Consider the following 25,569-nt stretch of genomic DNA (forward strand, 5'->3'; position numbering starts at 1 on the left):
AAAGGCGGCGGTCATAGATGGGTTCCTCCGCTGGCATCGATGCATTGACCGGTGATCCAGCGGCTGTCCGGCGAAGCCAGAAACGCCGCGATATCCGCGATATCCCTCGGCTCCCCCCACCTTCCGAACATCGAATAGCCGGCCCCGAACCGATACGAGTCAGGATCCTGCAGCATTCCGGCATTCATGTCGGTAGCTACGAATCCGGGCAGTATCGCATTGATCGTGATTCCGCGGGATGCCAGCTGGCTCGACAAGGAGAGCGTCAGCGCATTAATGGCTCCCTTCGTCATCGTGTACGCCGGAATATTGGGCAGGGAAATCCGGGTGACCGCAGACGATAAATTGATGATGCGCCCATTGTCCCGAAGGCGGGGAAGGGCTTGCTGTATCAGGAAGAACGGCGTTTTCACGTTAAGATGCATCACTTCGTCAAAGCTCTGCTCCGTGGTTTCCTCGATGGTCTCCACCAAGCCGATCCCTGCGTTGTTAACCAGGATGTCCATTTGCATGCTGCCCGTCCGGTCGTTCAACGCCTCATCCAGCGACTCGAACAGGGCATTTACCCCCTCCAAGGAGCTGAGGTCCGCCCCAACCGCAAAAGCCTCCCCTCCGGCCTGCGCAATCTCGCGGACGACCTCTTCCGCAGCCTCCCTATTCTTGCCGTAGTGAACGGCGACCATGGCTCCTTCCTTCGCCAATCGGTTCGCGATGGCACGTCCGATGCCCCGGCTGGAGCCCGTAACCAAAGCCGTTGTTCCATTCCATGTTTTCATGTTCTCATCATCTCCTCTTCTTCTTTCCCTTTCAGTTTTATCACAGCTCCCATTTTGAAATGTTGCGCTCCTATTCCCGCGCTCTCCGCTCGATTTCAAACATCATAAAAAAGCCCCTCTTGGATAGGGGGCTGGAATGCAGGGATTTGCGCCGACCTGCAAGCTTATGAAAATTAAAAATCATTTACATTACATGTGAAGATTATTATAATGAGTATATCAAAAGAGCTGCGCAACCTATGTTTGCATAAAGCGATTAAAGGATGAGTTTTTCCTTTAATCGCTTTTTTTGTGAGCTTGTTGAAAGTCATGGAGGTATATCGTATGAAAAAAAGAGCGTTTGATATGATCATGCTGCTCATCGGGGCATTTATTTTTGCGCTGGCGGTCAATTTATTCGTCATTCCCAACGATTTTGGCGAAGGCGGCGTAACCGGGATATCGATCATCCTGTTTTATGTGCTGAAATGGTCGCCGGCGCTGGTCGGCATTGTGATTAACGGGATATTGCTGATGATCGGCTACAAGCTGCTGGATAAAAAAACGACGGTTTACACCATCATCGCCGTTGCCTTTCATTCCCTGTTCCTGCACTTGACGGAGAACTGGCGCATCGCGTCGGATGAGCCGGTGATCAACGCCATTTTCGCCGGACTGTTTGCCGGCGTCGGGATCGGACTCATCGTCCGGGTGGGCGGAACGACGGCAGGCACGGTGATACTGGCTCGTCTGGCCAATAAATATTGGGATTGGAACATCAGTTATGCCCTGCTGTTCTTTGACCTGATCGTGGCCGGACTGTCCGTTTTCGTAATCGGGATCGAGAAGGTGATGTTCACCGTGGTCATCCTCTACATCGGCACCAAGGCAATGGAATTCATCATTGAGGGCTTGAATCCCAAAAAAGCCGTTACCATCATCTCGACACATCATGACCGCATTGCCATCCGGGTGACGGAGATTATGGACCGCGGGGTGACCGTGCTCCGGGGGTACGGATATTACACCGGTCAGACCAAAGACGTGCTCTACATCGTCATCAGCAAACAGGAAGTTTCCATGCTCAAAAAAATCGTCCGTGCCGAGGATAAAAACGCCTTTGTCACCATCCACGACGTACGTGACGTGTTCGGGGAAGGATTTATTGATATTTCGAAGTAAAGCCGAACTTATCGTAGATTAAAAAAGATCGAAACCATCGCTGTGGCGGGTTTCGATCTTTTTTCGTAATAACTCGGCTCCATCGAAGGATCAGGGGGACATATATCTTCCATATTCCAGCCCGAGATCCGTAATCGCATCGTCCGATACGGACAGAAGCGAAACATTCTCACCTTCCGCGCCCATCCACTGCACGCCAAGCACAAGACCAAGCTCCGATTCTGCCGCAAACAGAAAGGAGAACATGTCCGGACGCACCTCTCCTTGGTCATCCACTCTCCACGTCGAGCTCGGATCGTACTTCGCCGGATAATCGTAATACAGCCAGCCGCTCTCGCGCTTCAGCGCCAAGCTGGCCAGCATATCGTCACCGTCTCTGACGAACTGCACCAGATAGAGGGACTCTTCCTCCGGAAGCTGAATAAGCGGCCATGCCTGCTCTACCGCTCTCCCCTTGCTGTTCTTGATCTCCTGCAGCACTTGTCCATCGGCCTGCTCCGGCTTGGCCGGCTGGATGGTCAGCAGCGCCTCTTTCGGAACATGGTGCTTTGGAATGATGAAGTACGTTGCATTCGGGGCGGCCGTCCCCTCCGTCACCTCGTACAGCTGCCCGGCCTGATGGCTGAAATTCTGCGAAGTTTGCCTGCCGTTATCTTCTTCCGTCGCTTGCTGCTCACCCGCATATTGGACCGGAAGCGGCTCGCCGCCCTGGCCGATGGCAATCAGCGGGGCTTCTTCATCCTGAATCGCGGCATCCGGATTAACGAGCAGCCTATGACCCGTTTCGTCGGAAAATGCAAAGGTCCCTTCCTGTAAGGCAGCCACATTCCGGATCACCAAGGGTTGGTCCTCCTTTACGTCAGGGGCCGGCTCCACGCTCGAAACGGGCGGGGGTTCGACCTTCCCATTCTCCGAATCGGCGCATGCGGTCAAGGTACAAATGGCTGTCATGAACAGCGCTGCCCATATCTTTTTCATGCCTTCAGCTCCTGTAATAAGATTCCAACTCTTCCATAACCTCAGACGAAAAAATGGCCGAAAAAGTTGATGTCAAAGTTCCTTTTATTTGTATTTTTCCATGACAAAATCGGATGTTTTTTTGCATTTTCGCTACATAAAACACGGGATAATGGCTGATTAACTTACACCTAATGACAGGTTCATAGAAATATTTAATGAGTTTGCAAAAAACATTTTATTGGTAATACGAGGCAAGATTCTATAAAATTCTTTTTAACTTAAAAATGCTGAGTGCAAACTTTTAATGGTTTTGTACAAATGGTTCAAGACGGGCGTCCCTTTTCTGAAACACCAACGATTTTTCTCGCAATTCTACTTTAACGATTTGAAGGAGTGCATCGCAAAAGTGACTACGAATATTTCTGTAACTTCACCCCTTACTGCCGCGCAAGAATATGTGGAATCCATCTATAACCAAGTTGTAGCCCGCGATCCGCATGAGTCCGAGTTTCACCAAGCCGTCCGGGAATTTGTGGATTCCCTCGTCCCAGTGTTAGCCCAGCACCCGAAATATCGTGAACATGGCATTCTGGAGCGCCTTGTCGAGCCGGAGCGCATGGTCACCTTCCGCGTACCTTGGGTGGATGATCAAGGCAAAACGCAAGTCAACCGCGGATTCCGCGTTCAGTTTAACAGCGCACTGGGCCCGTACAAAGGCGGCATCCGGTTCCATCCGTCGGTTTATGCCGGCATCGTCAAGTTCCTCGGTTTTGAGCAAATCTTCAAAAACTCGCTCACCGGCCAGCCCATCGGCGGCGGCAAAGGCGGTTCGGACTTCGATCCGAAAGGCAAATCCGATCAGGAAGTCATGCGTTTTACCCAGAGCTTCATGACCGAGCTGTACCGTCATATCGGACCTGATTCCGATGTGCCTGCCGGCGATATCGGCGTGGGCGCTCGCGAGATCGGTTATATGTTCGGCCAATACAAACGCATCCGCGGAGGACATGAGGCCGGCGTGCTGACAGGCAAAGGCGTCATTTATGGAGGAAGCCTGGCACGTACGGAAGCAACCGGTTACGGCTGCGTCTACTTCGTACAGGAGATGCTGGCTGCGAAGGGCCTCAGCTTCCAGGACAGCCGCGTCGTGGTGTCCGGTTCGGGCAACGTCTCCATCTACGCCATCGAAAAGGCACAGCAGCTCGGTGCGCACGTCATCGCTTGCAGCGACTCTAACGGATATCTGTATGATCCGGAAGGAATTAACCTTGAAACCGTCAAGCTCCTCAAGGAGCGGGATCGTCTGCGGATCAGCGAATACGTGAAGATTCATCCGCATGCCGTATACACCGAAGGCTGCACGGGAATCTGGTCGCTTCCATGCGATATCGCACTCCCTTGCGCCACGCAGAATGAGCTCGACGCCGACGCTGCCAAAACCCTCATCTCGAATGGAGTGAAGGCCATCGGCGAAGGCGCGAACATGCCTTCCACGTTGGAGGCGATTGAGCTGTTCATCAGCAAGGGCGTATTGTTTGGACCGGCTAAAGCCGCCAATGCAGGCGGAGTTGCCGTATCGGCTCTCGAGATGAGCCAAAACAGCATGAGAATGTCATGGACGTTTGAAGAGGTGGATGCGAAGCTCCATCAAATCATGAAGAACATTTACAACAGTGCGGTAGATGCTGCCGAAGAGTATGGCGTAGCCGGCAATCTTGTGGCCGGTGCCAACATCGCAGGCTTTATCAAAGTGGCCGATGCCATGATCGCGCAAGGAATCGTATAAATTACACAAAAAAAGCCCTGCCGCATATGCGGCAGGGCTTTTTACAGCTTATAGGAGCTCGCTGCGGAGCTGTTCGGCCGATTTTGGCGACAGGTACCCGAGCGGAATGTCAAACACCGTTTTGGCGCCCTGCTGTCCCTCTCTGCTCAAGCGATGCGCAGCTCTTGCATAAGACACGAGCACGCTTGCCGTAAATTCAGGGTTGCTGTCCAGCTTCAGGCCAAATTCAACAATTTGCTTGCTTCCGTTTCCGGTAACCCCGCTGCGGATGACAAATCCGCCGTGTGGCATTCCGGCATGCTCAGCCTCAAGCTCTTCCTGCGTAATGAAGGTAACGGTTGTATCGTAATCGGAGAAATAGTTCGGCATCGACACAATCGTCTGACGGATTTGCTCTTGGTCCGCGCCTTCTTCCGCAACGACGAAACAATCTCTCCGGTGCTTCTCGCGAGTGGCAAGCTCCGGTGTCTCGCCGGAACGGATCTGGTTAATAACCTCTTCTACAGGAACCGTGTATTGAACGCCTGCTTTCACTCCGGGTACGCGACGGATCGCATCGGAGTGGCCTTGGCTTACGCCTTTGCCCCAGAACGTATAATCTTTGCCTTCCGGCAAAATCGCTTCGGCAAGCAGACGGTTCATGGAGAACAAGCCCGGATCCCAGCCTGTCGAGATGACGCTGATATGGCCGCCGCCCATCGCGGCTTTGTTAACCTCCTGGAAAAACTCAGGAATTTTTGCGTGCGTGTCAAAGCTGTCTACCGTATTGAACATGCTGGCAAGCTGTGGCGTTTGCTCCGGCAAGTCGGTAGCCGAACCGCCGCACAGAATCATCACGTCAATCTTCCCGATATATTGCTCTGCCACTGAAATATGCTCGAAACGTGCACCGGAATTGGCCGGCATTTGCTGCGGGTCTCTGCGCGTGAAGATGGCTACCAGCTCCAAATCCGGATTTTGCCCGATGGCTTTCTGCACGCCCTTGCCCAAGTTTCCATAACCTACGATCCCTACTTTAATAGTTGCGTTCAATGTTATCCTCCCTTTGTCAGTCCATTTGCTTTGACATGATGTTTATGTACTGCTTTAAAGTATAAGTATATAGACATCACACTAATTGTAAACTATTTTATATGAAGAGGAAATTGTTTCTAGCTGCGTCATTCATATTTTCACCTGCTACCCGATGACTTGAACAACGTTTCCTTGCTGATCCTTGATTTCCGTCTTCACGATTTCAATTCGGATTCCAGGTAAACCGGAAAGCTCGAAGGTGCTGACCTGCGGAACCAACCGGCTTGAGAATTCACCCGCCGTCCGATCGTCCAGGATCAACGTAACATCTCCATCCTCCGCGGTCCAGCGGCTCTCGTTCCCTGGCTCAAATACGACCCGAACCTCCGCCCCTACAAGGCTCAAGCTCTTCTCCTTCAGAATTCGCCCCTGCAGCAGCTTGCCGATGATGCCCGCCTGCTTGGCGCCGATTTGGAGCGCAGCCGGGGTTTTGCTTAACCAGCCCTTTTTTCCCGGTTCAAAAGCCAGCTGACTCACATAGAGAAATCCGGTGTTCGAGCCTTCCTCCTTCATTCCTCTATCCACGGTTTCCGAGATCGAAGGTAACTTAAGAAACGAATCCCGATTCAAATCCGTTATGTAAAGCGGCATATGTTCTGCACAGGCTTGCAGCACGCCAAGCGTATTCCAGGTCTGCATCGCCTCAAGCTCTTCCCGGGTAATGCCGATCATCTGCAGGAATTCGACCCGCCCATTCGGTGTATCCATGGCCGGCAGCTCGGGATCCTCGACAAAGGCGAGTGCGGTCAGCTGCGTATCGGCACCCAGGCAGATCGGTCCATTGGCATCCAAATAATCGCCCGAGCGAAAAATATTCCCGCTATTAAACACGTATCTCCCCATATTCTGAAGCAGATTTAGCGCCCATGCCGGCGGCTCTTCCTCATCCTCCGGCTTAGCCAGCCTCAACGTCAATTCGAATCCGTAACCGCTCTCCTCCAGATGATCCGATTCTTTATCATACAGCTCGCTAAAACCATAGGTAACCATATGCCAATGCGGCATTGGCGTATCCGAGGCATAAGCGCTGATTCCATTCAGCGGATCGGGTCCTCCAAGCGCATACGGAATCAGCGCTCCGTAATGCTTCGGCTCCTGCTCTCCATACAGCTTCAGCAGCGCCTCGTCAATCGCGTCCCAGCCGGGTGCGTTATCTTCATGTGTCATATCCTGTTCCCTCCCGTTATCGTTTCCATCCTAAACTTCACCCTATCCGCCCCCGTTAAATCATATCCCCTTCCATTAGGCGGCGCATTCAACAATTACCGATAATACAAGCAAGGCAGCTTCAGGACGATAGCCCATCATCCTCCTTCACTTCATTATATAGGACATATAGGGGAATGAAGAAGTTTCCAGAGAAGTGTATAATAGTACCATATCAACAAAGGAGCCTACATGTTCATGAAAAAACGAACGGCATTATCAGTAACCTTAACGCTCACCGCTTCGCTTACAGTCTCTTCTCTGGCCCTGCAGCCGGCATCTGCCGACGCGGCCTCCGCCAAGGAATGGATACAAATTTCCGAACGGACGTCCTATTACGGCGAAGCGGCTAACGGCCAGCCTAACGGACGCGGCACCATCAAGTGGGGCAACGGCAAACAATATTCCGGCGATTTCATGGACGGGAAGCGTGCCGGGAGCGGTAAATACATTAACGAATACCAATTGGACGGCGAAACGCATAAGGTGGTGTACAGCGGCCGCTGGAACCATGACAAAATGGATGGCGAAGGCATCCTGACCCATAAGGTGACATTGCCGGACGGGTCCGTCCGATGGAACCAGATCCAGAAAGGGATATTCAAGGCAGGCGTCTTCCAAAGCGGATACGATGTCATTCATGCCGTGGCCGATCCCGACTACAGCTTTACCTACAAGAAGGGCAAGGAACTGCTCGTGATTATGGGCACCAATCAGAACATGAAGAAAAACTGGGCGAGCGGAACGATGTTCAGCGCTCAATACAAGAATGGTTCCGTCAACCATCGTTACTCGATCTTCCCGGCCAATTCGGCGGCCGAGCAGCGTCAGAACGACGCCGCGCTCCGATACTTCAAGAGCATTCAAGCCAAGATGGCTCCGCATCTGCAGCGATTCGAAGCATTGTCCAAGCAGGTTCCGTTAAAATAACCCGCCATAAAAAGAACCCGGTATTGCCAAGGCAGAACCGGGTTCTTTGATTTGACCGGAAGGAATTCACCGTCTTTCTGCGCACGTCCCCCGTTCAGAAGCGTGACCGATTTATCGATTCGCCGCTGACGCGTCTCCATCGTCTTGGCCCCTTCAATCGACAGCGCCAAGCGGCGCTGGTCGCTGTAGGGCAAACGATCAAAAAATTGTCGGGCCGCCGGATTCTGCTCACTCAGGCCTATTCCGTCATCCCTATTGTGCCGTCCAGCCGCCATCCACAAGCAGCAAGGTGCCCGTAACGAGGTCGGATGCCGGCGATGCCAAATAGATAACGGCGCCGGCCACATCGCCTATGGTGCCGATCCGGCCTGCCGGGATCCGTGCCAATACGCCGTCCCGGAACTCGGGGGAGTCCAATCTTTCGGCCGTTCCCGGCGTATGGATAAAGGTGGGACCGACCGCATTGATGTTGACGCCCCGGCTGGACCACTCCAGCGCCAGCACCTTCGTCAGCTGGTTAACGCCGCCCTTGGAGGCGCAATAGGCAGCGCCTTCGGTAATCCCGACAACGCTGACCTGCGAGCTGACGTTGATGATTTTTCCATAGCCCTGCTCCAGCATGAGGCGGCCGGCAGCCTGACAGCAGAAAAATACGCCCTTCAAATTAACGTCCATCATCTCGTCCCAGTAATCTTCCGTGATGTCTTCCGCGAGCATGCCCTCTCCCAAACCCGCGTTATTGACCACGATATCCAGCCGGCCAAAGTCCTCGGCTACCTGTCCAAATACGGATCGGATCTGCTCCACATTGCGCACATCCAGCTCATAGGCCTTGGCCTGGCCTCCCGCCCTGGAGATTTCCTCAACCAATCGATCCAGCGACGCTTTGCTACGTGCCATAACGGCAACCTTGGCTCCTGCCGCTGCGAGCGCTTGGGCTAGTCCGTAACCGATGCCTTTGCTGGCACCCGTCACGATTGCGATTTTATCCTGAATGCTGAAATTGGGCTGCATATGGTAACCTCCATCACCTTGGATTCGTTTGTGTAGTTACATTAAAGCATGACGTCTTGGCCTCGGGCAATCATTTCGGATGTTCTGAGAGCAAAGGCTGTCCAACACTCCTGAAACACGAAATCCGCATCCATAGAGGAATCTACGCCTCAGGGATAGAAGTGAGGAATATCGTATCGTTGTATTTTAGTATGAAGGTATGGAGGAGCCGAAAATGAGCGAACGGTTAACCGAAGCGCAGCAACAAGCGATTCTTCATGTCGAATCGTTAGCGGCGAACGCACGGAAGAGCACCTCGGCCATGACAGAGCATATTTTACGAAAACATGGAAAAGAATCCGTGACGATGCGCCGACAGTTAAAGCTCATCGAAAAGCATGCCCGGGTCACGTTGAATTTCCATCCGGATCGGATACTGCCTACAGGCCGCTCCGTTATCGAATCTCTCCTGACGGAAGGCGTATATCATAACCAGTTCATCACGAGCGTGACCAACGGAAGCCGTACGGCCTACCCGGGCGGCGACCGCGACCAATGGGAACGGCTCCTGTTTGGCGGAGCCTACCAGCAGCCCGGCGTTCGCCATGACGAGCGGCCGAAGTACGGCGCACTCAATCTCATGAATTATGCTGACGGGGGGTCTCCCCGCTTCGGTTCTTGTTTTCTGGTGCTGTCCCCGGGCATATTGAAGCGCAGCACCTTTACATTCGGTGACAGTCACGCAGGTCCCGAGTTTGTAGGCACCATACGTCAGTGGGATTCGATTCTCGCTGCGCTCTTGCAGCAAGTGGAATCCACCGGCTCGGCCCTGGGTTCTCCGAATGTAAATATTCCAGCTATGCTGGAGCGGCTGATTCATCTTCCTTCATCGCATACCGGTCCCACCGGACCGGTCGGCCGCTCCTTGGACGATTATATTGAAGCACAGATCCATGGTCCCATCGACTTATCCAGCGATGCGGAGGCCCTGGTTGCCGATCCGTCCTACAAGCATACCCCGATCGGCCGCCTGCTCCACGCGCTGTGTGAGCGATATCATCTTGCCCTGTCCTGGCATCCGGGGTTCTCTCTTGCCGTGCAGGATGTCCCCAATAACTTCCGGGGACCCGCCATGCCGCCGCTCGCCAAGCGGATCGACCAGAGCTACGCAGGCTCGAAAGGCGTCCTGGATGCGGCCATCATCGGCAAAGCGGCTGCTCACCTGGAGGATGATCCAAGCTCTTGGAGCGATTGGGGAACCTATGAAGAAACTTTTCAGCATCTCAAACAGCTGTGGCATGTGCTCGTAAAATATGGACATCCGAATCCGAATGCCGCAGACCGCTAAGCGGCGTATGCATCTCGGCGTTTCAAACGGAATGCCCGCCCGCGGAATAGCATGGCTAGCGAAAACTGTACAGAAACGGCTAGGCCTATCCGCTGCAGCTTCTTATATATTGATCTTAGAAAGGATGATGACCGGATGGATTGGGTCCAGCGGATGAATGAAGCCATCGGCTATATAGAAGCGAACATAACCGAAGAGATCGATTACGCTGAAGCGGCGAAGATCGCCTGCTGCTCTGTGTACCATTTTCAACGCATGTTTCCGTTCGTTACGGATGTCACGCTCTCCGAATACATACGGAGACGGAGATTGACGCTGGCCGCTTACGAGCTGCAAAACAGCGACATCAAGGTCATCGACCTTGCACTTAAATACGGCTACGATTCCCCGGAGGCGTTCGCGCGTGCATTCCAGAACATGCACGGCACAACGCCGACGGCCGCCCGCCAAGCCGGTACCAAGCTGAAGGCCTATCCCCGCATCTCCTTTCAATTCTCCATGCGAGGGGCTGCCGAAATGAATTACAGAATCGAAGAAATGAAGGCATTTTCCGTTGTCGGTTTCAAGAAGCAAGTAAGCACGCAGCGCGCCTATGAAGAGGTTCCTTTTCTCTGGAAAGACGCCCATGCGGAAGGCATCTTCGACAAGCTGTGGAACTACCGTGCGCAAGACCATCCCATCCGGGGAATTCTCGGGGTTTGTGCAGACGGCGACTACGGAAAGAACGAGTATTTCGACTACATCATGTCCGTCGTATCGACGCATAATCCTCCGGAACCGATGGTGTTGCGGCATTTCCCTGCCGCTGCATGGGCGGTATTCGAGCTGGAAGGAGATCCGAGCCGTATTGCGGAGATGTGGAAGCGTCTTTATACCGAGTGGATCCCGTCCCATGCCTACGATCTAGCGCCGCTGCCTGCAATCGAATGCTATCTTCCCCCGGACGAGTATAAGAACGAATTATGGATTCCTGTCATTCGAAAGGCGCGATAAGTATTGCTGCTGAAGACATGTTTAGGGGCTCACCGCATCAAAAGTCATAAATCACGGCCGACTACGGTGCAGTGAGTCCCCATCATGTTTTCCTGCCGAAATGAAACAGCCCCAGCTCCAACCATCCCGCCGTTAACAATGCCGCCGTGCCGATGAGCACCGGATAGGGCCCAAAATGATCAATCGTTTACTCTATACTGATTAACGCGTCGGCAGGCGGATAAACTAGATATCCTCCATGCGCATCAAGATGGAAATATAAAAAAAACCGCTCTTCATCAGAGCGGTTTGCGGCTTTTCGCATAAGTTTGTATATAAGGCTAGAAAGTCCGTCCTTTGTTGCCTGCGGTGTTCCTGTCAGATCCGGCTATTCCGTTTGAACGGGAATCATGATCATAAACTCAGGGTCATCCGTATACGGGTCTTGACTCATCGGATATTGTTCAAAATGCGTTAAATGATCCGGGTTGTATTCCGAGTAGCCTTGTTCTGCAATCCAGGCATAGATATTGTTGTAAGATTGGTCGATGCTCTGCCCTTTGCGATGGGAACAAGCGGCATAGGTTAATGCGGGAACGGATATCGTAACCATCCCTTCCGGTACTTCCTCAATCCGCTCCACTTCGACGACGGCATAATGGATGAATCCGTCACCCCCGGGAGCCGCGTGGTAAGATAACCCCAGCAGGGTGTCCGCATGGATTGCGTGAGGAATCTCCGCGAGCCGCTCTTGCAGCGTCCGCTGCACCGCCCGGATTCCGCCCGCGCCTGCCTCGGCAAATGTGCCCTCCCATTTCAATCCAACCGCCTGAAATGCCGGCTTTCTTGTAACCGCTGCTTCATTTCGTTGATCGATGTTCATCGGTAAATACTCCTTTATCCTCTTTTTAGTTTCATTATATACTTGAACTATGCCAGAAACTGTCACAGTATATAAAATACTCAAGGAGCAGATTTATGCCCAAAACCGAACGGATCCTTAACGTCATGCAGCGAGTGTATGAACGGCAGAACTTCACCGTCGGCGAGTTAGCCGAGGAATTCTCGGTCTCGTATCGTACGATGCTCCGCTATCTTCATGAACTGTCTCGGCTAGGCGTTCCCTTATACGCCAATGAAGGAAAGAATGGCGGCTATTCCATCCTGACTTCTCGGCAGAAGCGGGAACGATCCGAGCAGACGAACGAGACCATTCAGCGGATCATCAAACCGCGGACGCTGATCGTCGGCCTGGAGATGAAGCTCCCCTTCACGGCCTATTACATGTCTCAGGCCCTCAAGCCCAGGCTGTGGCAGGAGCTTCAAAACCGGATGGAGGAGATTCCCTATATCCGCCATAAAACGCCGAACCCCTTGTTTATTGCTGCTGTTTTGAATCGGCAGCCGATCTATCATTATGTAGCAGGGTTCGAGGTCAGCACGATCCGGGATATGCCGGAGCGGATGGTGAGTTTAACCCTGCCAACGCAGGAGTATGCGATGTACACCCATGAGGGCCATTCCGAGCGGGAGGATACCGACCAGTCCTACTCCTATGTTCTTCAGCTGCTGAAACAACGCGGACTTATGCCGAACCCCGAACACTACAGCTTGGAGCTGAGAACATCGATGCATGCCTCGAAGACCCAGATCTACATCCCTATAACCTGAATCAGGGAATTTCACTTTCGGGAAATGGTCCGCTGCATATGCGCATATTCAGGTTTACCCCTTGGCGATATAAAAAAGCGAGCCCGGATTCTTTCCGGAGCTCGCCTTTGCTCGATTAAATGGCTTTCGGATTGTCGACCACGGGATTTACATCCGCATCATAATCCACGCCGTCGGTTTCAAAGCCGAACAGCTGGAAGAACTCGCGGCGGTAACCGGCAAGGTCGGTCAATTCTTCGATATTTTCACTGGTCACTTTGCTCCACAATTCGGCTACTTCGGCCTGAACGTCCTCGCGAAGCTCCCAATCGTCGATACGGATACGGCCCTTCTCGTCCACTGGGGTTTCTTGCCCGTTATAGAGACGATCGGAGAACAGACGGTAAATCTGCTCGATGCAGCCCTCGTGCAGCCCCTTTTCCTTCATGACTTTGTACAGCGCCGATACGTACAGCGGCACGACCGGAATCGCCGAGCTGGATTGAGTCACTAACGCTTTGCTCACCGTAACGTATGCGCGTCCGCCTCCGGTGGCAAGCTTCTCGTTCAGTTTCAGCGCGGTGGCCTCCAGGTGATCCTTGGCTTGACCAATAGATCCGTCCCGGTAAATGGCCTTGGTAATCTCGGAGCCGATATAAGAGAACGCAATGGTCGTCACGTCAGGAGCCAATACGCCGCCTTCCGCCAGCTCGTTCATCCACAATTCCCAATCGTCGCCGCCCATGACCTCAACGGTGTTCTTCACTTCCTCTTCCGTTGCCGGTTCAATCGTAACCTCCGTCACTTCACCGGTGTGGAAGTTAACCGTTTTGTTGGTATACGCTGGTCCGATCGGCTTCAATACCGAGCTGACCGTCTCGCCCGTTTCAGGGAGCGTGCGGCGAGCCGACGCAACGCTGTAGACCACGAGATCGACCTGGCCCAGCTCTTTGCGGATCAGTTCAACCGTTTTGGCTTTGGTCTCCTGCGTGAAGGCATCTCCCGTCACGCTGTACGATTTCAAGCCGGCGGCAGCCGCTGCCTTCTCGAAAGCGGCCGAATTGTACCAGCCCGCGGATGCGGTCCGTTTCTCGGTGGCCTGGCTTGGACGATACACGCCCACGGTATTCGCCCGTGCGCCGAATGCGGCAGCTATTCTGGCCGACAAGCCGTACCCCGTGGAGGCGCCGATGACCAGCACATTGCGCGGCCCTTCGATTCCGGGCTGCTTCAGTACATAATCGATCTGCTCCTGCACTTGGGCTTCGCAGCCTACAGGATGGGATGTCGTGCAAATAAATCCGCGTGTTCTAGGTTTAATGATCATATTTATATACCTCTCTTTTCGTATCCGTCGTTTCATACCTTATGTATGGTCTGCCAAGTTCCCCTCTATTTTAACTGTTTTTTGCGGAGAGAGGAAATGTTTTGACGGGAAAATCAAGAAAACCTCCCTTTGGTTTGAAGGAGGCTTCAGCCTGCATTCCTTCCAAAGAGAGGTTCTTTATGTTTAATGCGCTATATCTGCTACCATAAAATACCGAACGGATTATTTGAATGAAGCATAGCCCTGGTCGGCCATGACCACGCTGCCCGTAATCGCAGCCGCTTCATCCAGCGACACGAGATACACGGTATCGGCGACCACCTCGGGCTGCGTCAATTCTCCGCCCATGACTTTGGCTCTCATGGAATCCAGCATGCCGGAATCTTTATAGCCCTGGATGATCGGTGTATCGACGGCTCCAGGAGCAACAGCCACGACACGAATGCTGTATGGCGCCAGTTCAAGCGCGGCGGATTTGCTCATCATGATGACGGCACCCTTTGTCGCATGGTAAGCAAATGTTCCCGGCGAAGCCAAGAAGCCGAATACGGAAGCCGTGTTGATGATAACGCCTTTAATGCCCAGTTCTTTCATTTTTCTGCCTGCCGCGATGATACCGTAGGCAACCCCGTGCTGATTCACGTTAATCGTGCGATGGTAAAGATCCATATTTTGTTCAAGGACCGGCCCGGCGCCGCCAATGCCGGCATTGTTGTGCATGACGTCGATGCGGCCGTAGAGCTCAACCGCTTTATCCACAAGCGCCTCGACGCTTTCTTGCTTGGAAACGTCGACTTGAACGAATGAAGCTTCGCCGCCTTCTGCTTTGATCATTTCGACGGTCTCTTGCCCGGCAGTTTCATTAAAATCGGCAACGACGACGCGATCGCCTTTTCTTGCGAATTTAAGGGAGACTTGGCGACCGATTCCGCTCGCTCCGCCGGTAATTACCGCTACACGTTGTTCTGACATTATCAATGACCTCCTAGGGTAAAATAGCGTTATGATTTGAACATTGTGTGTCCATGTCCTTGTGTTCATTGTAATGCCGGGTTATATTTAAGTAAATTTAAACATAATTAATGTTACTTAACTTAAATTTAAGGATGAAGCCATATGAATCTCGAACAATTGGAATATATCGTGGAGACGGCCAAGACAGGATCGTTAACCAAGGCAGCCCACAATTGCAACGTTACCCTTTCCGCGGTGAGCCAAGCCGTGTCCAGCCTGGAAGACGAGTTTGGTTTCTCTTTGTTCACCCGTTCCCGGCTTGGTGCCGTACCTACGGCCGAGGGTCAGCGGATCCTGCAGAAAGCTTATGCCATTTTGGAGCAATTTCAGGAGCTGAGGGCGGAGGCCGAAGGCTATTCTAATTTGCTTGGCGGGTCATTGCGGATTGCTACCGTACCGGTGCCTTTAACGCTGTCCATCGATGCCATTATCCGGTTCAAAAAAGACTTTCCGCAAATCAAACTCGACATCACGGAGAAAGCGACGCTCGATATTATTGAGGATATTAAGCAGAATCACGCGGATATCGGTCTGATCTTCGTTGATGAATCCATCATTCATCAGCATCGCGGCCTGCATTTCGGGAAGCTCCTCGAGAGCAAATTCGTGGTGGGGGTCAGTCGCCAATCCCCTCTCGCCATGCGGCAATCGATCACGCCCGAAGAGCTCCGCGAGTATCCCTTGGTACTGTATAAGGATGACAATCTGTTCAAGCTGATGGATGTATTCCAGAAGCAGTACGGGGACATGGATGTGCTATTCTCCACCAACCAGACGAGGGTCATACAGAAGCTCGTCGAAGAGAATGTGGCGGTTACGGTAGGGGTCGACTTGTCCTTCACCAGCTTCGCCTCCGTTCCTTCGGGAAACATCGTGACGCTGGAGCTGGAGATGCCTCCCGGCCTCGCCGCTTCCTCCTTCGGGTGGGTACAGCCCGGAACCCACCACCTGTCGAAGCCGGCGTCGATCTTTCTGGACAAGCTGAAGCATCAGATTGGATAAGGGGCTTAGGTTCGCCGAATGAAAAGCCAACCGGCAAATAGGGTCGTGGCATTATACCAGTCTCCCCGTTCGCCGGTTGGTTTTTTAACAAGCTCCGTAATTATGTTAATGAATTACTCAAGCGTCAAACTCACCGGGCAATGATCGCTTCCGAGCACATGGCAGTCGATCTCGGCATCCTTCAGCTTCTCGGCTAAACGGGCAGACGTCAGGAAATAATCGATGCGCCAGCCGATATTCCGCTCCCTCACCTTGGCCATATAGGACCACCAGCTGTATACGTCCGTACGGTCGGGGTAGAAGTGGCGGAAGGAATCGATAAAGCCCGCAGCCAGCAGATCGGTCATTTTGCCGCGCTCCTCCTGCGTGAAGCCGGAATTCCCATGATTGGATTTGGCATTTTTCAGGTCGATTTCCTGGTGCGCCACATTCAAGTCCCCGCATACGATCACGGGTTTGCGTTCGTCGAGCTGAAGCAGGTAAGTGCGGAACCGTTCCTCCCACTCCAGCCGATAATCCAGCCGGCTCAGGTCGCGCTTCGCGTTCGGCGTGTATACGTTCACGAGATAGAAGTCCTCAAACTCCAGCGTGATCACTCTGCCCTCGGGCTCGCTGTCTTCCTCCAGGCCATAGCGAACGGACAATGGGGCGATTCTCGTAAATACCGCCGTTCCCGAGTATCCTTTCTTCTCCGCATAGTTCCAATACTGCTGATATTCCGGACCCAGATCGAGCTCGATCTGTCCCGCTTGCAGTTTCGTTTCCTGCACGCAAAATATATCGGCATCCGCCTCATTAAAATAATCCATAAAGCCTTTCGTAACGCAGGCCCGCAATCCGTTGACGTTCCATGATACTAGCTTCATATCGTAACCTCCGTGGTATCCATATCGTTTTGCGCGTTGAATCTATGAATCTTCTAAATTCTATAATGGTATCATGTCACGGGTGTAACGAACAAGAAGCTTCGCCCCTTTCATCATAACTTCATGAAACGATAAGATGAGGCCTTGCGTGCATAATCCCGCCCCAAATCAGGAACAACATAAACGTAAACGGAGTGCGGTCATTTCGCACCCAATCGATGAGAATCCCACGAAAGGAGGAGTGCAGCAAATGACTGGCAGAAACAGCAAGCCTAAGAACGACGGCCCTTCCAGCAGCCCTGAACGTTTGGATCAATACGGGGACAAGCTGGCTTCCGAGAACGAAGAGGAGTTCACCTCCGCGGCCGAAGAGCATTGTCGGGATCAGGAATAATGGAATTGATACGGCTGTCGATGCCCATTCGATAATCACCGCAGCTAAAACACCCATCCATGCCAAGGCAATGAGATGGGTGTTTTTCCTAACGATCATCTGGACGAACACGTATGCCTGATCGGTTATAACCATTCTGCTCCTCGCCGTCGCTACTCTGTCACCCCGAAGCGGTTGCCGTCCGGATCTGTCAGGGAAAATCCTTTGAACCCGCCAAAATCCTCAATTTCAGTCACGTCGGCTCCCTTGGCAACCAGTCGTTGATGGATTTCACTCACATTCGTGGTATGCAGGTTGAAATATTGCCCCACACCATAATCATTCTTGGGAAATTCCGGCTGCTTCACCTGATAGGAACGCACGAGGCAAAAGGATACCTTCTCATCGTTCATTCGCATGACAACCGCATTCGGTTCATCCGTGTGAATCACTTCAAATCCGAGCATTTCCGTATACCAGGCCGTCGAACGCTTTAGATCACTCACCGGTACGAAAATGCCAACGCCGTACAATAGGGATTTTTTCAACCAACCTTCCTCCTCTTTGATTTGCTTAAATAGCTTCCAACACATAAGAAACGATATTTCGGGCTAAAACCAAACAGGGTCCAAATTTTATTCCGTAAATTTCCACACGTTTCCATCCGGATCTTCCATATAAAATGCAAGGACTCCGCCAACCCGGCTCAATTTGCTTATTCTGATGCGCAGCTTGGTCAGTTGAAGGTACGAAGTACAAATCGCTTGGGGATCTCTTCTTCGAAAAGCTATCACAAGCGCATCCATATCCAGTGCTGCGGATGTACCCGCTGGGTCTCTCTCCTGCGGCTTAGGTTCATCGCCTGTTTGCTGCATGCGATGCAGCTTCTTCAGTCTGGCTCGCGCACGTCCGAGCGACACCTGAACCGTCCCTTCGGACATGGAGAGAAATTCGGCCGTCTCCCTGGCCGTGAAATCCAATACGTCCATAAGCAGCAAAATCACCATCGCACGTGGCGATAACCGGTCCGCTAAGACCTCCAAAAGCTCCCTGGTGGATAAGCCGTCATCTTCGGCCGCCCTATCTCCTAATACATTCTCGGAAACCCTCATCCCGGGCTTATCCTTTCTCTGTCGGTCCTTCCACGCGTTGCTTGCGATGCGAAACAAATAGGCATTGGACAGATGTTTTCCAGGGTCGGTTTTAACGGCCCGCATTACCTTCATCATGACATCCTGCAGCAGATCCTCCGCTTCCCATGGATCCCCCGAGATTCGCATGCAGTATCGGTGCAGCTTGGTCTGGATGTTGGATAAGTCCGGCATATACTTCGGCATCATGATTCCCACCTCGCTAACTAGTTCTGTGAGTGCCCGTATTTTCCTGCTCAAGGTTTGCATGTTATCTTAGCCCATATCCATATCCATACCAAAAAGCCGCCTCCCGACAATATCGGACGGCGGCTGCTTTGTTCACTCTGACAGCGTTTATTTCACCAAACTTTCCAGCACGTCATCAATGATCTGGCTGTTGGCAATCGTGCCGGTATAGAGCCAGCTTGTATCTTTTCCATATTCATAGATGTTGCCGTTCTTGACGGCCGGAATATTCGCCCAGAGCGGATCCTGAAGCACTTCGGCGCCTTCGCCGTCGCTGTTAATAAAGAACAGATGATCCGCGTCGAGCTCGGCCAATTTCTCCAGGGAAATGGAGGACCAGTTGCCGGTAGCCGATGCCGAGATTTCCTTCACCACGCCCGGTACGGTAAGTCCCAAGTCGCCGTACATAACGGCGCCGCTGGACAGCGTCTCGCTGACAACGAACAATTTGCCGCCGACAAGCCATATAGCCGCAGCGGATTCACCGCCGATCGCCTGTTGGATTTGATCCCTGGCATCCTTGGCCTTCTGCTCGTAACGATCAAGCGCCGCTTGAGCTTCCTCCTCCATGCCAAAGATTTCGCCCACTTTCTTCAGCTCTTCGCGCCAATCGTTATTGACTTCGTTGCCGATGACGTAGGTAGGAGCAATCTTGCTGTACTGGCTGTATTTATTGCCTTCTACCATAGAAGCGGAGTCCATGATCAACAGGTCCGGCTGAAAGCTTGCTACCGCTTCAAAAGGAAGATCATGCTCAATGGTCGGCACGTCTTTTAACGCATCCTGCAGGTAATCCTGGACGCTTCCGCCCTTGACCGACCACTGCGCGATCGGGGTAATGCCCAATGCCACCAGGTTATCCTCCAAGTAAGAAGCGATCACCCGTTTCGGCTCAGCCGGAATTTTCACTTCATGGCCCATGGCGTCCGTCAACGTTCGTTCCGTCTTCGCTTCCGTGCTTCCTTCCTCCGGCTTGGCTTCGGTGCCGCCGTTCTGCTCGCTTGGCGTTGGCGTCCCCGTCGGCTCGTTACCGGCTGCGTCCTTGCTGTTACCGCAAGCTGCAAGCAGCGTTAAAGCCGCCAGCAGTCCTGCGATAATCCATATTTTTTTCTTGAAAAGACTCATCTTTTCTTTCCCCCTATGTATATTTTTTTGGCGCAATCACTAGCATTCTACGCATGAAGTGATATAATAACACTAACCATGATAATGAAATTCATTCTCATTTACAATACGTTATTTCAATATTTTTATCAACATAAAGGTTTAGGTGAACATGCAGGCAAATCATCCCAATCACAAAACAACCGCAAAATCCATTTACCGTCCCAAAACAGCGGCGGCCGTCATTCTCCTGGGGCTTGGTCTGCTGGCTGCCGCGATGGCATCTTCGATTATCTATGGCGCGTCGAACATTAAACTGTCCACCATATGGGAGGCGTTTGTCCGCTTCGATGCCGATTCCACCCCGCATCAGATTATCCAGAGACTGCGAATGCCAAGGGCCTTGGCAGCTGCGCTGATCGGCGGTTCCTTGGCCGTATCGGGAGCCATCATGCAGGGCATGACAAGGAATGCGCTCGCCTCCCCTTCCATTATGGGCGTCACCGCCGGTGCCTCCTTCATGATGTCGATCGGGTTTGCCTTTATGGAGTCGCCATCCATTACTGCGCTCATGCTGTTATCTTTTGCAGGCGCCGGCCTGGGGGCCGGGCTTGTGCTGCTGATCGGCTCGTTATCCAAACGGGGATTGACGCCTGTCAAGCTGGCCTTGGCCGGGTCAGCCGTTACCGCGCTGCTGAGCTCGATATCCTCGGCCATTGCCATCCGCTTTAACGTTGCCAAGGATATCAGCTTCTGGTATGCCGGTGGCGTGTCGGGCGTGCAATGGGTGAACGTGAAACTCCTGATCCCCGTCGCCATCGTCGGGCTGCTGATTGCGCTGGCGCTCAGCCGATCCATTACCGTCATGAGCCTGGGCGAGGAAGTCGCTACCGGGCTTGGCCAAAAAACGGGAACCGTCAAGTTCCTGGGCACGCTCGTTGTGCTGCTGCTGACAGGCGCAGCGGTGGCTGTAGGCGGAACGATCGGATTCGTGGGGCTCGTCATCCCGCATATCGTCCGCTTCATCGTCGGACCCGACTACCGACTGATCATCCCTTGCTCCGCCGTCATGGGAGCACTTCTGCTGGTGTTTGCCGATGTGGGTGCGCGGATGATCAATCCTCCGTTCGAGACGCCGGTCGGCGCAATTACGGCGATGATCGGCGTTCCCTTCTTCCTCTATCTTGCACGGCGCGAAGGGAGAGGGCTGTAACGATGAATACAACGAGAAAAATCATCTCCGTATCCATGATCCTGCTGCTGGCTATCATTGCCGTATTCCTGGTCAGCCTGAATATGGGAACGATGAAAATCCCGCTGGCCGAAGTGGTCAAAGCGTTCAGCGGGACAGGTTCCGAACAGAATTATACCGTCCTGATGCACTTTCGCCTGCCCCGCATGGTCATTGCCATCCTGATCGGCGCGGGAATCGCCGTCTCCGGCGCCATACTGCAAAGCGTTTCGCGAAACGCGCTGGCAGACCCGGGCATTCTGGGCATCAACTCCGGGGCAGGATTGGCCGTCGTACTGTATATTTTTTATTTTCAAGGAAGCTCTTTCAGTTCCGGCATATGGTCCGTCTATATCATGCCTTTTGCCGCGCTAGTCGGTGCATTTCTTGCCGCCTTCCTCATCTATTCGCTGGCCTGGAAGCAAGGCGTCACGCCGATCCGGCTGGTGCTTGTGGGGATCGGCATCAACGCGGCCTTCGGGGCGCTGATTATCGTATTCCAGCTGATGATGGACCCTAACAATTTCATGCAGGCCACCATCTGGCTGTCCGGCAGCATCTGGGGGGCAAGCTGGGAGTATGTCGTTGCGATCCTTCCGTGGATCCTGTTCCTGGTTCCTTGGGCGGTATATAAATCGCAAAATTTGAATGTGCTTAACCTGGGAGACCACACGGCTGCGGGGCTTGGGGTTACGGTCGAGCGCGAGCGAAGAACGCTGCTGTTCATCTCCGTTGCCCTGGCGGGCGCCTGCGTCGCCGTTGGCGGCGGCATCGCGTTCCTCGGACTCGTAGCTCCGCATTTGGCACGCAAGCTGGTGGGTCCCCGTCATCAAGGAATGCTGCCTGTCTCCGCGCTTCTCGGCTCGCTGGTGCTGCTTGTGGCCGATATGATCGGCAAGAACCTGATGGCCCCTTCCGAAATCCCGGTCGGCTTGGTCGTTTCCTGTCTCGGAGCACCCTACTTTATTTATTTGTTGATCAAGGATTAAGGTGGAATGGGTTTAACAAAAAAAGACGGCGATCGCCTCCCGGTCTATGCAGGAGGAAATCGCCGTTGTTTTGTATCATGCGTCTGAGCTTGAATATTAAATTGCCTGTGTGACCTACTCCCAGCCAATTGCTGGTACAACCGCTATACGTGGCTATGATTCAGCTCGGACGCAACCTTTTTGTTCGCAAGGCTCCTGGCATATGGAATGAATACGGCTAACACCAGAGTCAACATGATTCCCATGATCGCAGTTACGAATGTTGCATGAATATGGACAGGTGCCGGGTCAATCAGCCTAAATGCATACAGCAGAACGATCCCGAGCGAAATCCCCACAATCATGCCGATACAGAGGTACAGCAGCACCTGCGTTAGAATGATCCCGACGAGACCCTTTTTGTCCACGGATATAGCCCGTAATACGGCATATTCCTTACGTTTGCTGTAAATATTGTTAATGAGGGAATTAAATACGCCGATGGTCACGCTTAGCATAATCACAATGATAGCACTTAGGAAAAAAGACCATACCCGCGTGTACATATTGCTTGAATTCTCCAGAGCTTGGGCATAACTGCTGATATCCACCGTTGGGAACTGCCCCTTGATGCCTTCCAGCTGATTTAATGCCGCAATCTCGTTCACTGGTGTTATATAAGCTGTACCAAAAACCGTAAACTTCGTATGGAAGGCTGCATTCGACCAATCGATATACATATCCGCCTGTTGGAATGGCTCCGTAATGGCCGCTACCGTCAATGTTCCCGCATTCTTGAAGTTCTCTGGATCTTCTTCTTGGTATACCGACAAAGCAATCGAGTCGCCGATGCTTAACCCATGTTCATCAGCGTAACGGTTGGATACGATAACGGCATTCCCTACATCCGAAATTTTCGGCAGCAGCCGCTGAGCCGCCAACGCTTCCAAATCAGCCAACGCATAGTCGATAACCCTACCGTCTTGTCCCTGTTTGGCAGGGCTTAATCTGCTGACGGTGCTGACTTCCTGTATCCCCTCCAATTCAGAAATCCGCTGCTTTAATTGCTCAGGGTCAATCGATGACGAGTTCTCCAGCCGGTCGACTACCTGAATATCCGTGGCATACTGCGTCTTGATATAATTCCGTTCGTTATGCTGTATCGTATTCAGAAGAGATGAGCCGATGACGGCAATCATCATGGCAAGGCTGATCGTCAGAATAACGAAGGTGTTTTTCTTGACCTGCGGCACAAGATTTTTGACAGCAACATAAGAAACTCGCCCCCCTAGAAGCTTCAACACAGGCGACACCTTAGCCAACACACCGGGAAGGTATACGGGAACCATCGTAAACACGGACCATACGAACAATAGAAATCCCATTAAAAAGCTTAACTCCGGGTTAGCTGACGGGGTACCCGAGAATGCAACCCCAAAAAGGATGCAAAATAGGCTGGCTGCCATCAGCACTTTCCCTAATGCTTTTCGTCCCTTTCGCCCTCTAAAATCGGTATTCTGGTTCATCTCCAGCATCTTAAGCGGCAGTATCTTGGTGCTTCTGTAAGCAGGAATCAACATAAATAACTCCAGGATGATAAAGCTTGCCACCGCTACCATCGCCGCAACTCCAACATCAAAACGGCTATCCGTCAGCGGAACCAGAAACAGTCCGGATATCCATGGGATAATGTAAGTGTAACCTAGTAGGGATACCAGCAAGCCGCTCAGAACACCGAGCCCATTCGTAACCGTGCATTGGATGAACACTATCTTAAACAACTGTTCGGTTTGCGCGCCCATAGACCTGAGAACGGCGAATTGGAAGCGGTATTTATGCAGCATGCCTTCGAAATTGGACACGATCAACAGGGAGATGACCATAACAATCAGGACCGAGATGACCAGGATGTAATTGCCCAAGATAGACAAGCCCGCCTTCAATGTTGAATTCTGCGCGGCAATCTCGATCGTTAGCCCGGGCTCCAGCTCTTGTAACTGCTCACTCAGAACCAGTAAGTCGGTATCATCCGCCGCCTGCACCATCACATAACTTGACACCGCATCATGCTGGGCTCCTGCAGCCTTAATCTGCCTGACTTCCTCCCGGTTCATAAGCAGCAGATCCGATGTGGTACCTGCAGCGGCAACCGGATCGCCAATGATCTCCGTGACTGTGTACGCTTTCCCTTCAACCTTCATCCGACTGCCCACCCGCAGTTGTAACTCCTCTGCAAGCGACTCGTTCAGAATCAACTCCCCGCGTCCCGGATATGCTGTGAAATGATATCGGCTCATCGACAACGCGTCATCCTCAATACCGGCAACGGCTACAGGTGCAGCGAGATCATTAACGAACATCCGGGACAGCATGACCGGAGAGGCCTGTCGTACCCCGCCTGTGGACTGCATTAAATCCATAATGCGTTGATTTGATGTCTCATGATCCACTTCGTTAATGTATCCCACCACCATATCGACATCGCCATACTGCAACTTCACTTCGTGGTCTATGGAACGGTTGGCATTCGCCATGAATGAAGACATCGTGATCATCAGAAACACGGCCAAACTTATGCTAATCACGGAAAAGGACAGAATCGACTTGTTACGGGCCAGTATACGAAAAGCTATGCCTCGTAGGGAATGAATCATGCGGATAACTCCATCATCTTCTTGAATATGTTCAATATCGGATCCATCTTTCGCTCTCCGCTGCTCTCATACTGATCCACGATTTGACCGTCATGGAAAAATAACACCCGATCGGCATAAACCGCTACATTCGGATCATGCGTTACTATAATCATGCTTTGATTGAAGGCGCTTCTCATCTCCACCAAAGCTTCAAGAATTTCCTTTGAGGTATTGTAATCCAGATTGCCGGTCGGCTCGTCTGCCAGCAGCAGCGGCGGATTCGTAATCAGCGCCCGGCCGATGGCTACCCGCTGCTGCTGTCCCCCTGACAGCTGAACAGGCCGTTTCTTCCTCCAGCTCGCAAGTCCAAGCAGAGTGAGCATGTCCTGGACTTTGTGCTGAATCTCCGCCTCCGATGCCCCTTGCAAGATCAAGGGAATCGCCATGTTCTCTTCTACGTTTAAATCATTCAATAAATGAAAAGATTGAAATACAAAACCGATATTTTCTCGTCGGTAGCGGGTTGCATGAGGTTCCACGAAGATATGGTCCATGACCTCTCCCTTTAACTCGATGCTGCCTGAGCTAGGGGTGTCCAAGGAGCTGATAATGTTAAGCAGGGTGCTTTTTCCGGAGCCGCTGGTTCCCATAATCGCCACCAATTCGCCCTCCGCCAGCCCAAACGAAACATTCTTTAGCGCTTGAACTTTAAATCCGTCTCCATCATAGGTTTTGTGGATATTGCGAACCGATAACAAACTCTTCTGATTCATCCAATCCCTCCACTCGATTTATTTGTCTATACCTGGATAA

Annotated in this window: 25 protein-coding genes; 10 read left to right on the top strand and 15 right to left on the bottom strand. The window is 52.4% G+C overall.

Features of this window, described 5'->3' with window-relative positions; all coding sequences use genetic code 11:
- Positions 1-11: 11 nt before the first annotated feature.
- Positions 12-776, bottom strand: a complete 765-nt coding sequence (locus RB298_RS27545) for an SDR family oxidoreductase (RefSeq protein WP_486049566.1) — start codon at positions 774-776, stop codon at positions 12-14.
- A 324-nt stretch (positions 777-1,100) separates the two neighbouring features.
- Here RB298_RS27545 and RB298_RS27550 point away from each other — a divergent pair, with 324 nt between their 5' ends.
- Positions 1,101-1,937 carry a YitT family protein gene (locus RB298_RS27550; RefSeq protein ID WP_009595825.1) on the top strand — a complete coding sequence of 279 codons (837 nt, stop codon included), beginning with the start codon at positions 1,101-1,103 and terminating at the stop codon, positions 1,935-1,937.
- A gap of 90 nt (positions 1,938-2,027) precedes the next feature.
- Here RB298_RS27550 and RB298_RS27555 read toward each other — a convergent pair whose 3' ends face one another.
- Positions 2,028-2,915, bottom strand: coding sequence for a hypothetical protein (locus RB298_RS27555; protein WP_486049568.1), 888 nt, complete (start codon positions 2,913-2,915; stop codon positions 2,028-2,030).
- A 388-nt stretch (positions 2,916-3,303) separates the two neighbouring features.
- Here RB298_RS27555 and gdhA point away from each other — a divergent pair, with 388 nt between their 5' ends.
- A complete protein-coding gene (gene gdhA / locus RB298_RS27560; RefSeq protein WP_096776697.1) occupies positions 3,304-4,683 on the top strand; it encodes an NADP-specific glutamate dehydrogenase in 1,380 nt (459 codons plus the stop codon).
- A 48-nt stretch (positions 4,684-4,731) separates the two neighbouring features.
- On the opposite strand, the gene RB298_RS27565 is transcribed toward gdhA, so the two are convergent.
- Both RB298_RS27565 and RB298_RS27570 read right to left on the bottom strand, forming a co-directional pair.
- On the bottom strand, positions 4,732-5,715 hold the full coding sequence (locus RB298_RS27565; protein WP_015737036.1) for a diaminopimelate dehydrogenase: 984 nt from the start codon (positions 5,713-5,715) through the stop codon (positions 4,732-4,734).
- Positions 5,716-5,862: 147 nt separating this feature from the next.
- A complete protein-coding gene (locus tag RB298_RS27570; RefSeq protein ID WP_486049571.1) occupies positions 5,863-6,924 on the bottom strand; it encodes a suppressor of fused domain protein in 1,062 nt (353 codons plus the stop codon).
- Between the two features lie 237 nt (positions 6,925-7,161).
- Here RB298_RS27570 and RB298_RS27575 point away from each other — a divergent pair, with 237 nt between their 5' ends.
- A complete protein-coding gene (locus RB298_RS27575) occupies positions 7,162-7,893 on the top strand; it encodes an MORN repeat-containing protein (protein WP_255250639.1) in 732 nt (243 codons plus the stop codon).
- On the opposite strand, the gene RB298_RS27580 is transcribed toward RB298_RS27575, so the two are convergent.
- Both RB298_RS27580 and RB298_RS27585 read right to left on the bottom strand, forming a co-directional pair.
- A complete protein-coding gene (locus RB298_RS27580) occupies positions 7,827-8,168 on the bottom strand; it encodes a YdeI/OmpD-associated family protein (RefSeq protein ID WP_375121770.1) in 342 nt (113 codons plus the stop codon). The genes RB298_RS27575 and RB298_RS27580 overlap by 67 nt on opposite strands.
- The gene (locus tag RB298_RS27585) at positions 8,146-8,907 is read right to left on the bottom strand and encodes an SDR family NAD(P)-dependent oxidoreductase (protein ID WP_304146351.1); all 762 of its coding nucleotides are present in this window, start codon (positions 8,905-8,907) and stop codon (positions 8,146-8,148) included. Before RB298_RS27585 ends, RB298_RS27580 begins: the two co-directional genes overlap by 23 nt.
- A gap of 214 nt (positions 8,908-9,121) precedes the next feature.
- On the opposite strand from RB298_RS27585, the gene RB298_RS27590 reads away from it, so the two are divergent.
- Together RB298_RS27590 and RB298_RS27595 are read left to right on the top strand one after the other, a co-directional pair.
- Complete coding sequence (locus RB298_RS27590) at positions 9,122-10,234, top strand: DUF3626 domain-containing protein (RefSeq protein ID WP_192570812.1); 1,113 nt, start codon at positions 9,122-9,124, stop codon at positions 10,232-10,234.
- A gap of 135 nt (positions 10,235-10,369) precedes the next feature.
- Positions 10,370-11,227, top strand: a complete 858-nt coding sequence (locus tag RB298_RS27595; protein WP_486049573.1) for an AraC family transcriptional regulator — start codon at positions 10,370-10,372, stop codon at positions 11,225-11,227.
- A 367-nt stretch (positions 11,228-11,594) separates the two neighbouring features.
- On the opposite strand, the gene RB298_RS27600 is transcribed toward RB298_RS27595, so the two are convergent.
- Positions 11,595-12,089: a GyrI-like domain-containing protein gene (locus RB298_RS27600; RefSeq protein ID WP_096776358.1), complete on the bottom strand. Its 495-nt coding sequence runs from the start codon at positions 12,087-12,089 to the stop codon at positions 11,595-11,597.
- Between the two features lie 95 nt (positions 12,090-12,184).
- On the opposite strand from RB298_RS27600, the gene RB298_RS27605 reads away from it, so the two are divergent.
- Complete coding sequence (locus RB298_RS27605) at positions 12,185-12,877, top strand: GyrI-like domain-containing protein (RefSeq protein ID WP_096776359.1); 693 nt, start codon at positions 12,185-12,187, stop codon at positions 12,875-12,877.
- Positions 12,878-12,992: 115 nt separating this feature from the next.
- Here RB298_RS27605 and fabV read toward each other — a convergent pair whose 3' ends face one another.
- Together fabV and RB298_RS27615 are read right to left on the bottom strand one after the other, a co-directional pair.
- The gene (gene fabV / locus RB298_RS27610; RefSeq protein ID WP_486049575.1) at positions 12,993-14,183 is read right to left on the bottom strand and encodes an enoyl-ACP reductase FabV; all 1,191 of its coding nucleotides are present in this window, start codon (positions 14,181-14,183) and stop codon (positions 12,993-12,995) included.
- Between the two features lie 222 nt (positions 14,184-14,405).
- Positions 14,406-15,155, bottom strand: coding sequence for an SDR family NAD(P)-dependent oxidoreductase (locus RB298_RS27615; protein WP_486049577.1), 750 nt, complete (start codon positions 15,153-15,155; stop codon positions 14,406-14,408).
- Positions 15,156-15,299: 144 nt separating this feature from the next.
- On the opposite strand from RB298_RS27615, the gene RB298_RS27620 reads away from it, so the two are divergent.
- Complete coding sequence (locus tag RB298_RS27620; RefSeq protein WP_486049578.1) at positions 15,300-16,199, top strand: LysR family transcriptional regulator; 900 nt, start codon at positions 15,300-15,302, stop codon at positions 16,197-16,199.
- 113 nt (positions 16,200-16,312) lie between these two features.
- Here RB298_RS27620 and RB298_RS27625 read toward each other — a convergent pair whose 3' ends face one another.
- Positions 16,313-17,065, bottom strand: a complete 753-nt coding sequence (locus tag RB298_RS27625; RefSeq protein WP_192570808.1) for an exodeoxyribonuclease III — start codon at positions 17,063-17,065, stop codon at positions 16,313-16,315.
- Positions 17,066-17,315: 250 nt separating this feature from the next.
- Here RB298_RS27625 and RB298_RS27630 point away from each other — a divergent pair, with 250 nt between their 5' ends.
- Complete coding sequence (locus RB298_RS27630; RefSeq protein WP_009595787.1) at positions 17,316-17,459, top strand: hypothetical protein; 144 nt, start codon at positions 17,316-17,318, stop codon at positions 17,457-17,459.
- A gap of 152 nt (positions 17,460-17,611) precedes the next feature.
- On the opposite strand, the gene RB298_RS27635 is transcribed toward RB298_RS27630, so the two are convergent.
- The 3 genes from RB298_RS27635 to RB298_RS27645 all read right to left on the bottom strand — a co-directional run bounded on the left by RB298_RS27635 (position 17,612) and on the right by RB298_RS27645 (position 19,942).
- Positions 17,612-17,986 (bottom strand): VOC family protein, encoded by a 375-nt coding sequence (locus tag RB298_RS27635; protein ID WP_192570807.1) that lies wholly within the window; start codon positions 17,984-17,986, stop codon positions 17,612-17,614.
- Between the two features lie 87 nt (positions 17,987-18,073).
- Complete coding sequence (locus RB298_RS27640) at positions 18,074-18,778, bottom strand: RNA polymerase sigma factor (RefSeq protein ID WP_486049581.1); 705 nt, start codon at positions 18,776-18,778, stop codon at positions 18,074-18,076.
- Positions 18,779-18,925: 147 nt separating this feature from the next.
- Positions 18,926-19,942: an iron-hydroxamate ABC transporter substrate-binding protein gene (locus RB298_RS27645; RefSeq protein ID WP_096776364.1), complete on the bottom strand. Its 1,017-nt coding sequence runs from the start codon at positions 19,940-19,942 to the stop codon at positions 18,926-18,928.
- 151 nt (positions 19,943-20,093) lie between these two features.
- On the opposite strand from RB298_RS27645, the gene RB298_RS27650 reads away from it, so the two are divergent.
- Together RB298_RS27650 and RB298_RS27655 are read left to right on the top strand one after the other, a co-directional pair.
- Positions 20,094-21,134, top strand: coding sequence for a FecCD family ABC transporter permease (locus RB298_RS27650; RefSeq protein ID WP_015737052.1), 1,041 nt, complete (start codon positions 20,094-20,096; stop codon positions 21,132-21,134).
- 2 nt (positions 21,135-21,136) lie between these two features.
- A complete protein-coding gene (locus tag RB298_RS27655) occupies positions 21,137-22,141 on the top strand; it encodes a FecCD family ABC transporter permease (protein ID WP_486049584.1) in 1,005 nt (334 codons plus the stop codon).
- A gap of 143 nt (positions 22,142-22,284) precedes the next feature.
- Here RB298_RS27655 and RB298_RS27660 read toward each other — a convergent pair whose 3' ends face one another.
- Both RB298_RS27660 and RB298_RS27665 read right to left on the bottom strand, forming a co-directional pair.
- On the bottom strand, positions 22,285-24,774 hold the full coding sequence (locus tag RB298_RS27660; RefSeq protein WP_486049586.1) for an FtsX-like permease family protein: 2,490 nt from the start codon (positions 24,772-24,774) through the stop codon (positions 22,285-22,287).
- The gene (locus tag RB298_RS27665; protein ID WP_486049588.1) at positions 24,771-25,529 is read right to left on the bottom strand and encodes an ABC transporter ATP-binding protein; all 759 of its coding nucleotides are present in this window, start codon (positions 25,527-25,529) and stop codon (positions 24,771-24,773) included. Before RB298_RS27665 ends, RB298_RS27660 begins: the two co-directional genes overlap by 4 nt.
- Between the last annotated feature and the right edge of the window lie 40 nt (positions 25,530-25,569).

The sequence above is a fragment of the Priestia sp. BR_2 genome (genome assembly GCF_041954005.1).
Lineage (GTDB): Bacteria > Bacillota > Bacilli > Paenibacillales > Paenibacillaceae > Paenibacillus_AQ > Paenibacillus_AQ lautus_A.

Excerpts from the sequence above, each read along its gene's own strand:
- RB298_RS27625 (WP_192570808.1), bottom strand. The coding sequence starts at position 17,065 with ATGAAGCTAGTATCATGGAACGTCAACGGATTGCGGGCCTGCGTTACG.
- RB298_RS27585 (WP_304146351.1), bottom strand. The coding sequence starts at position 8,907 with ATGCAGCCCAATTTCAGCATTCAGGATAAAATCGCAATCGTGACGGGT.
- RB298_RS27645 (WP_096776364.1), bottom strand. The coding sequence starts at position 19,942 with ATGAGTCTTTTCAAGAAAAAAATATGGATTATCGCAGGACTGCTGGCG.
- RB298_RS27655 (WP_486049584.1), top strand. The coding sequence starts at position 21,137 with ATGAATACAACGAGAAAAATCATCTCCGTATCCATGATCCTGCTGCTG.
- RB298_RS27600 (WP_096776358.1), bottom strand. The coding sequence starts at position 12,089 with ATGAACATCGATCAACGAAATGAAGCAGCGGTTACAAGAAAGCCGGCA.
- RB298_RS27550 (WP_009595825.1), top strand. The coding sequence starts at position 1,101 with ATGAAAAAAAGAGCGTTTGATATGATCATGCTGCTCATCGGGGCATTT.
- RB298_RS27640 (WP_486049581.1), bottom strand. The coding sequence starts at position 18,778 with ATGATGCCGAAGTATATGCCGGACTTATCCAACATCCAGACCAAGCTG.
- fabV (WP_486049575.1), bottom strand. The coding sequence starts at position 14,183 with ATGATCATTAAACCTAGAACACGCGGATTTATTTGCACGACATCCCAT.
- RB298_RS27595 (WP_486049573.1), top strand. The coding sequence starts at position 10,370 with ATGGATTGGGTCCAGCGGATGAATGAAGCCATCGGCTATATAGAAGCG.
- RB298_RS27555 (WP_486049568.1), bottom strand. The coding sequence starts at position 2,915 with ATGAAAAAGATATGGGCAGCGCTGTTCATGACAGCCATTTGTACCTTG.
- RB298_RS27630 (WP_009595787.1), top strand. The coding sequence starts at position 17,316 with ATGACTGGCAGAAACAGCAAGCCTAAGAACGACGGCCCTTCCAGCAGC.
- RB298_RS27580 (WP_375121770.1), bottom strand. The coding sequence starts at position 8,168 with ATGGCGGCTGGACGGCACAATAGGGATGACGGAATAGGCCTGAGTGAG.
- RB298_RS27570 (WP_486049571.1), bottom strand. The coding sequence starts at position 6,924 with ATGACACATGAAGATAACGCACCCGGCTGGGACGCGATTGACGAGGCG.
- RB298_RS27620 (WP_486049578.1), top strand. The coding sequence starts at position 15,300 with ATGAATCTCGAACAATTGGAATATATCGTGGAGACGGCCAAGACAGGA.
- RB298_RS27665 (WP_486049588.1), bottom strand. The coding sequence starts at position 25,529 with ATGAATCAGAAGAGTTTGTTATCGGTTCGCAATATCCACAAAACCTAT.
- RB298_RS27590 (WP_192570812.1), top strand. The coding sequence starts at position 9,122 with ATGAGCGAACGGTTAACCGAAGCGCAGCAACAAGCGATTCTTCATGTC.
- RB298_RS27650 (WP_015737052.1), top strand. The coding sequence starts at position 20,094 with ATGCAGGCAAATCATCCCAATCACAAAACAACCGCAAAATCCATTTAC.
- RB298_RS27575 (WP_255250639.1), top strand. The coding sequence starts at position 7,162 with ATGAAAAAACGAACGGCATTATCAGTAACCTTAACGCTCACCGCTTCG.
- RB298_RS27615 (WP_486049577.1), bottom strand. The coding sequence starts at position 15,155 with ATGTCAGAACAACGTGTAGCGGTAATTACCGGCGGAGCGAGCGGAATC.
- RB298_RS27605 (WP_096776359.1), top strand. The coding sequence starts at position 12,185 with ATGCCCAAAACCGAACGGATCCTTAACGTCATGCAGCGAGTGTATGAA.
- RB298_RS27545 (WP_486049566.1), bottom strand. The coding sequence starts at position 776 with ATGAAAACATGGAATGGAACAACGGCTTTGGTTACGGGCTCCAGCCGG.
- RB298_RS27660 (WP_486049586.1), bottom strand. The coding sequence starts at position 24,774 with ATGATTCATTCCCTACGAGGCATAGCTTTTCGTATACTGGCCCGTAAC.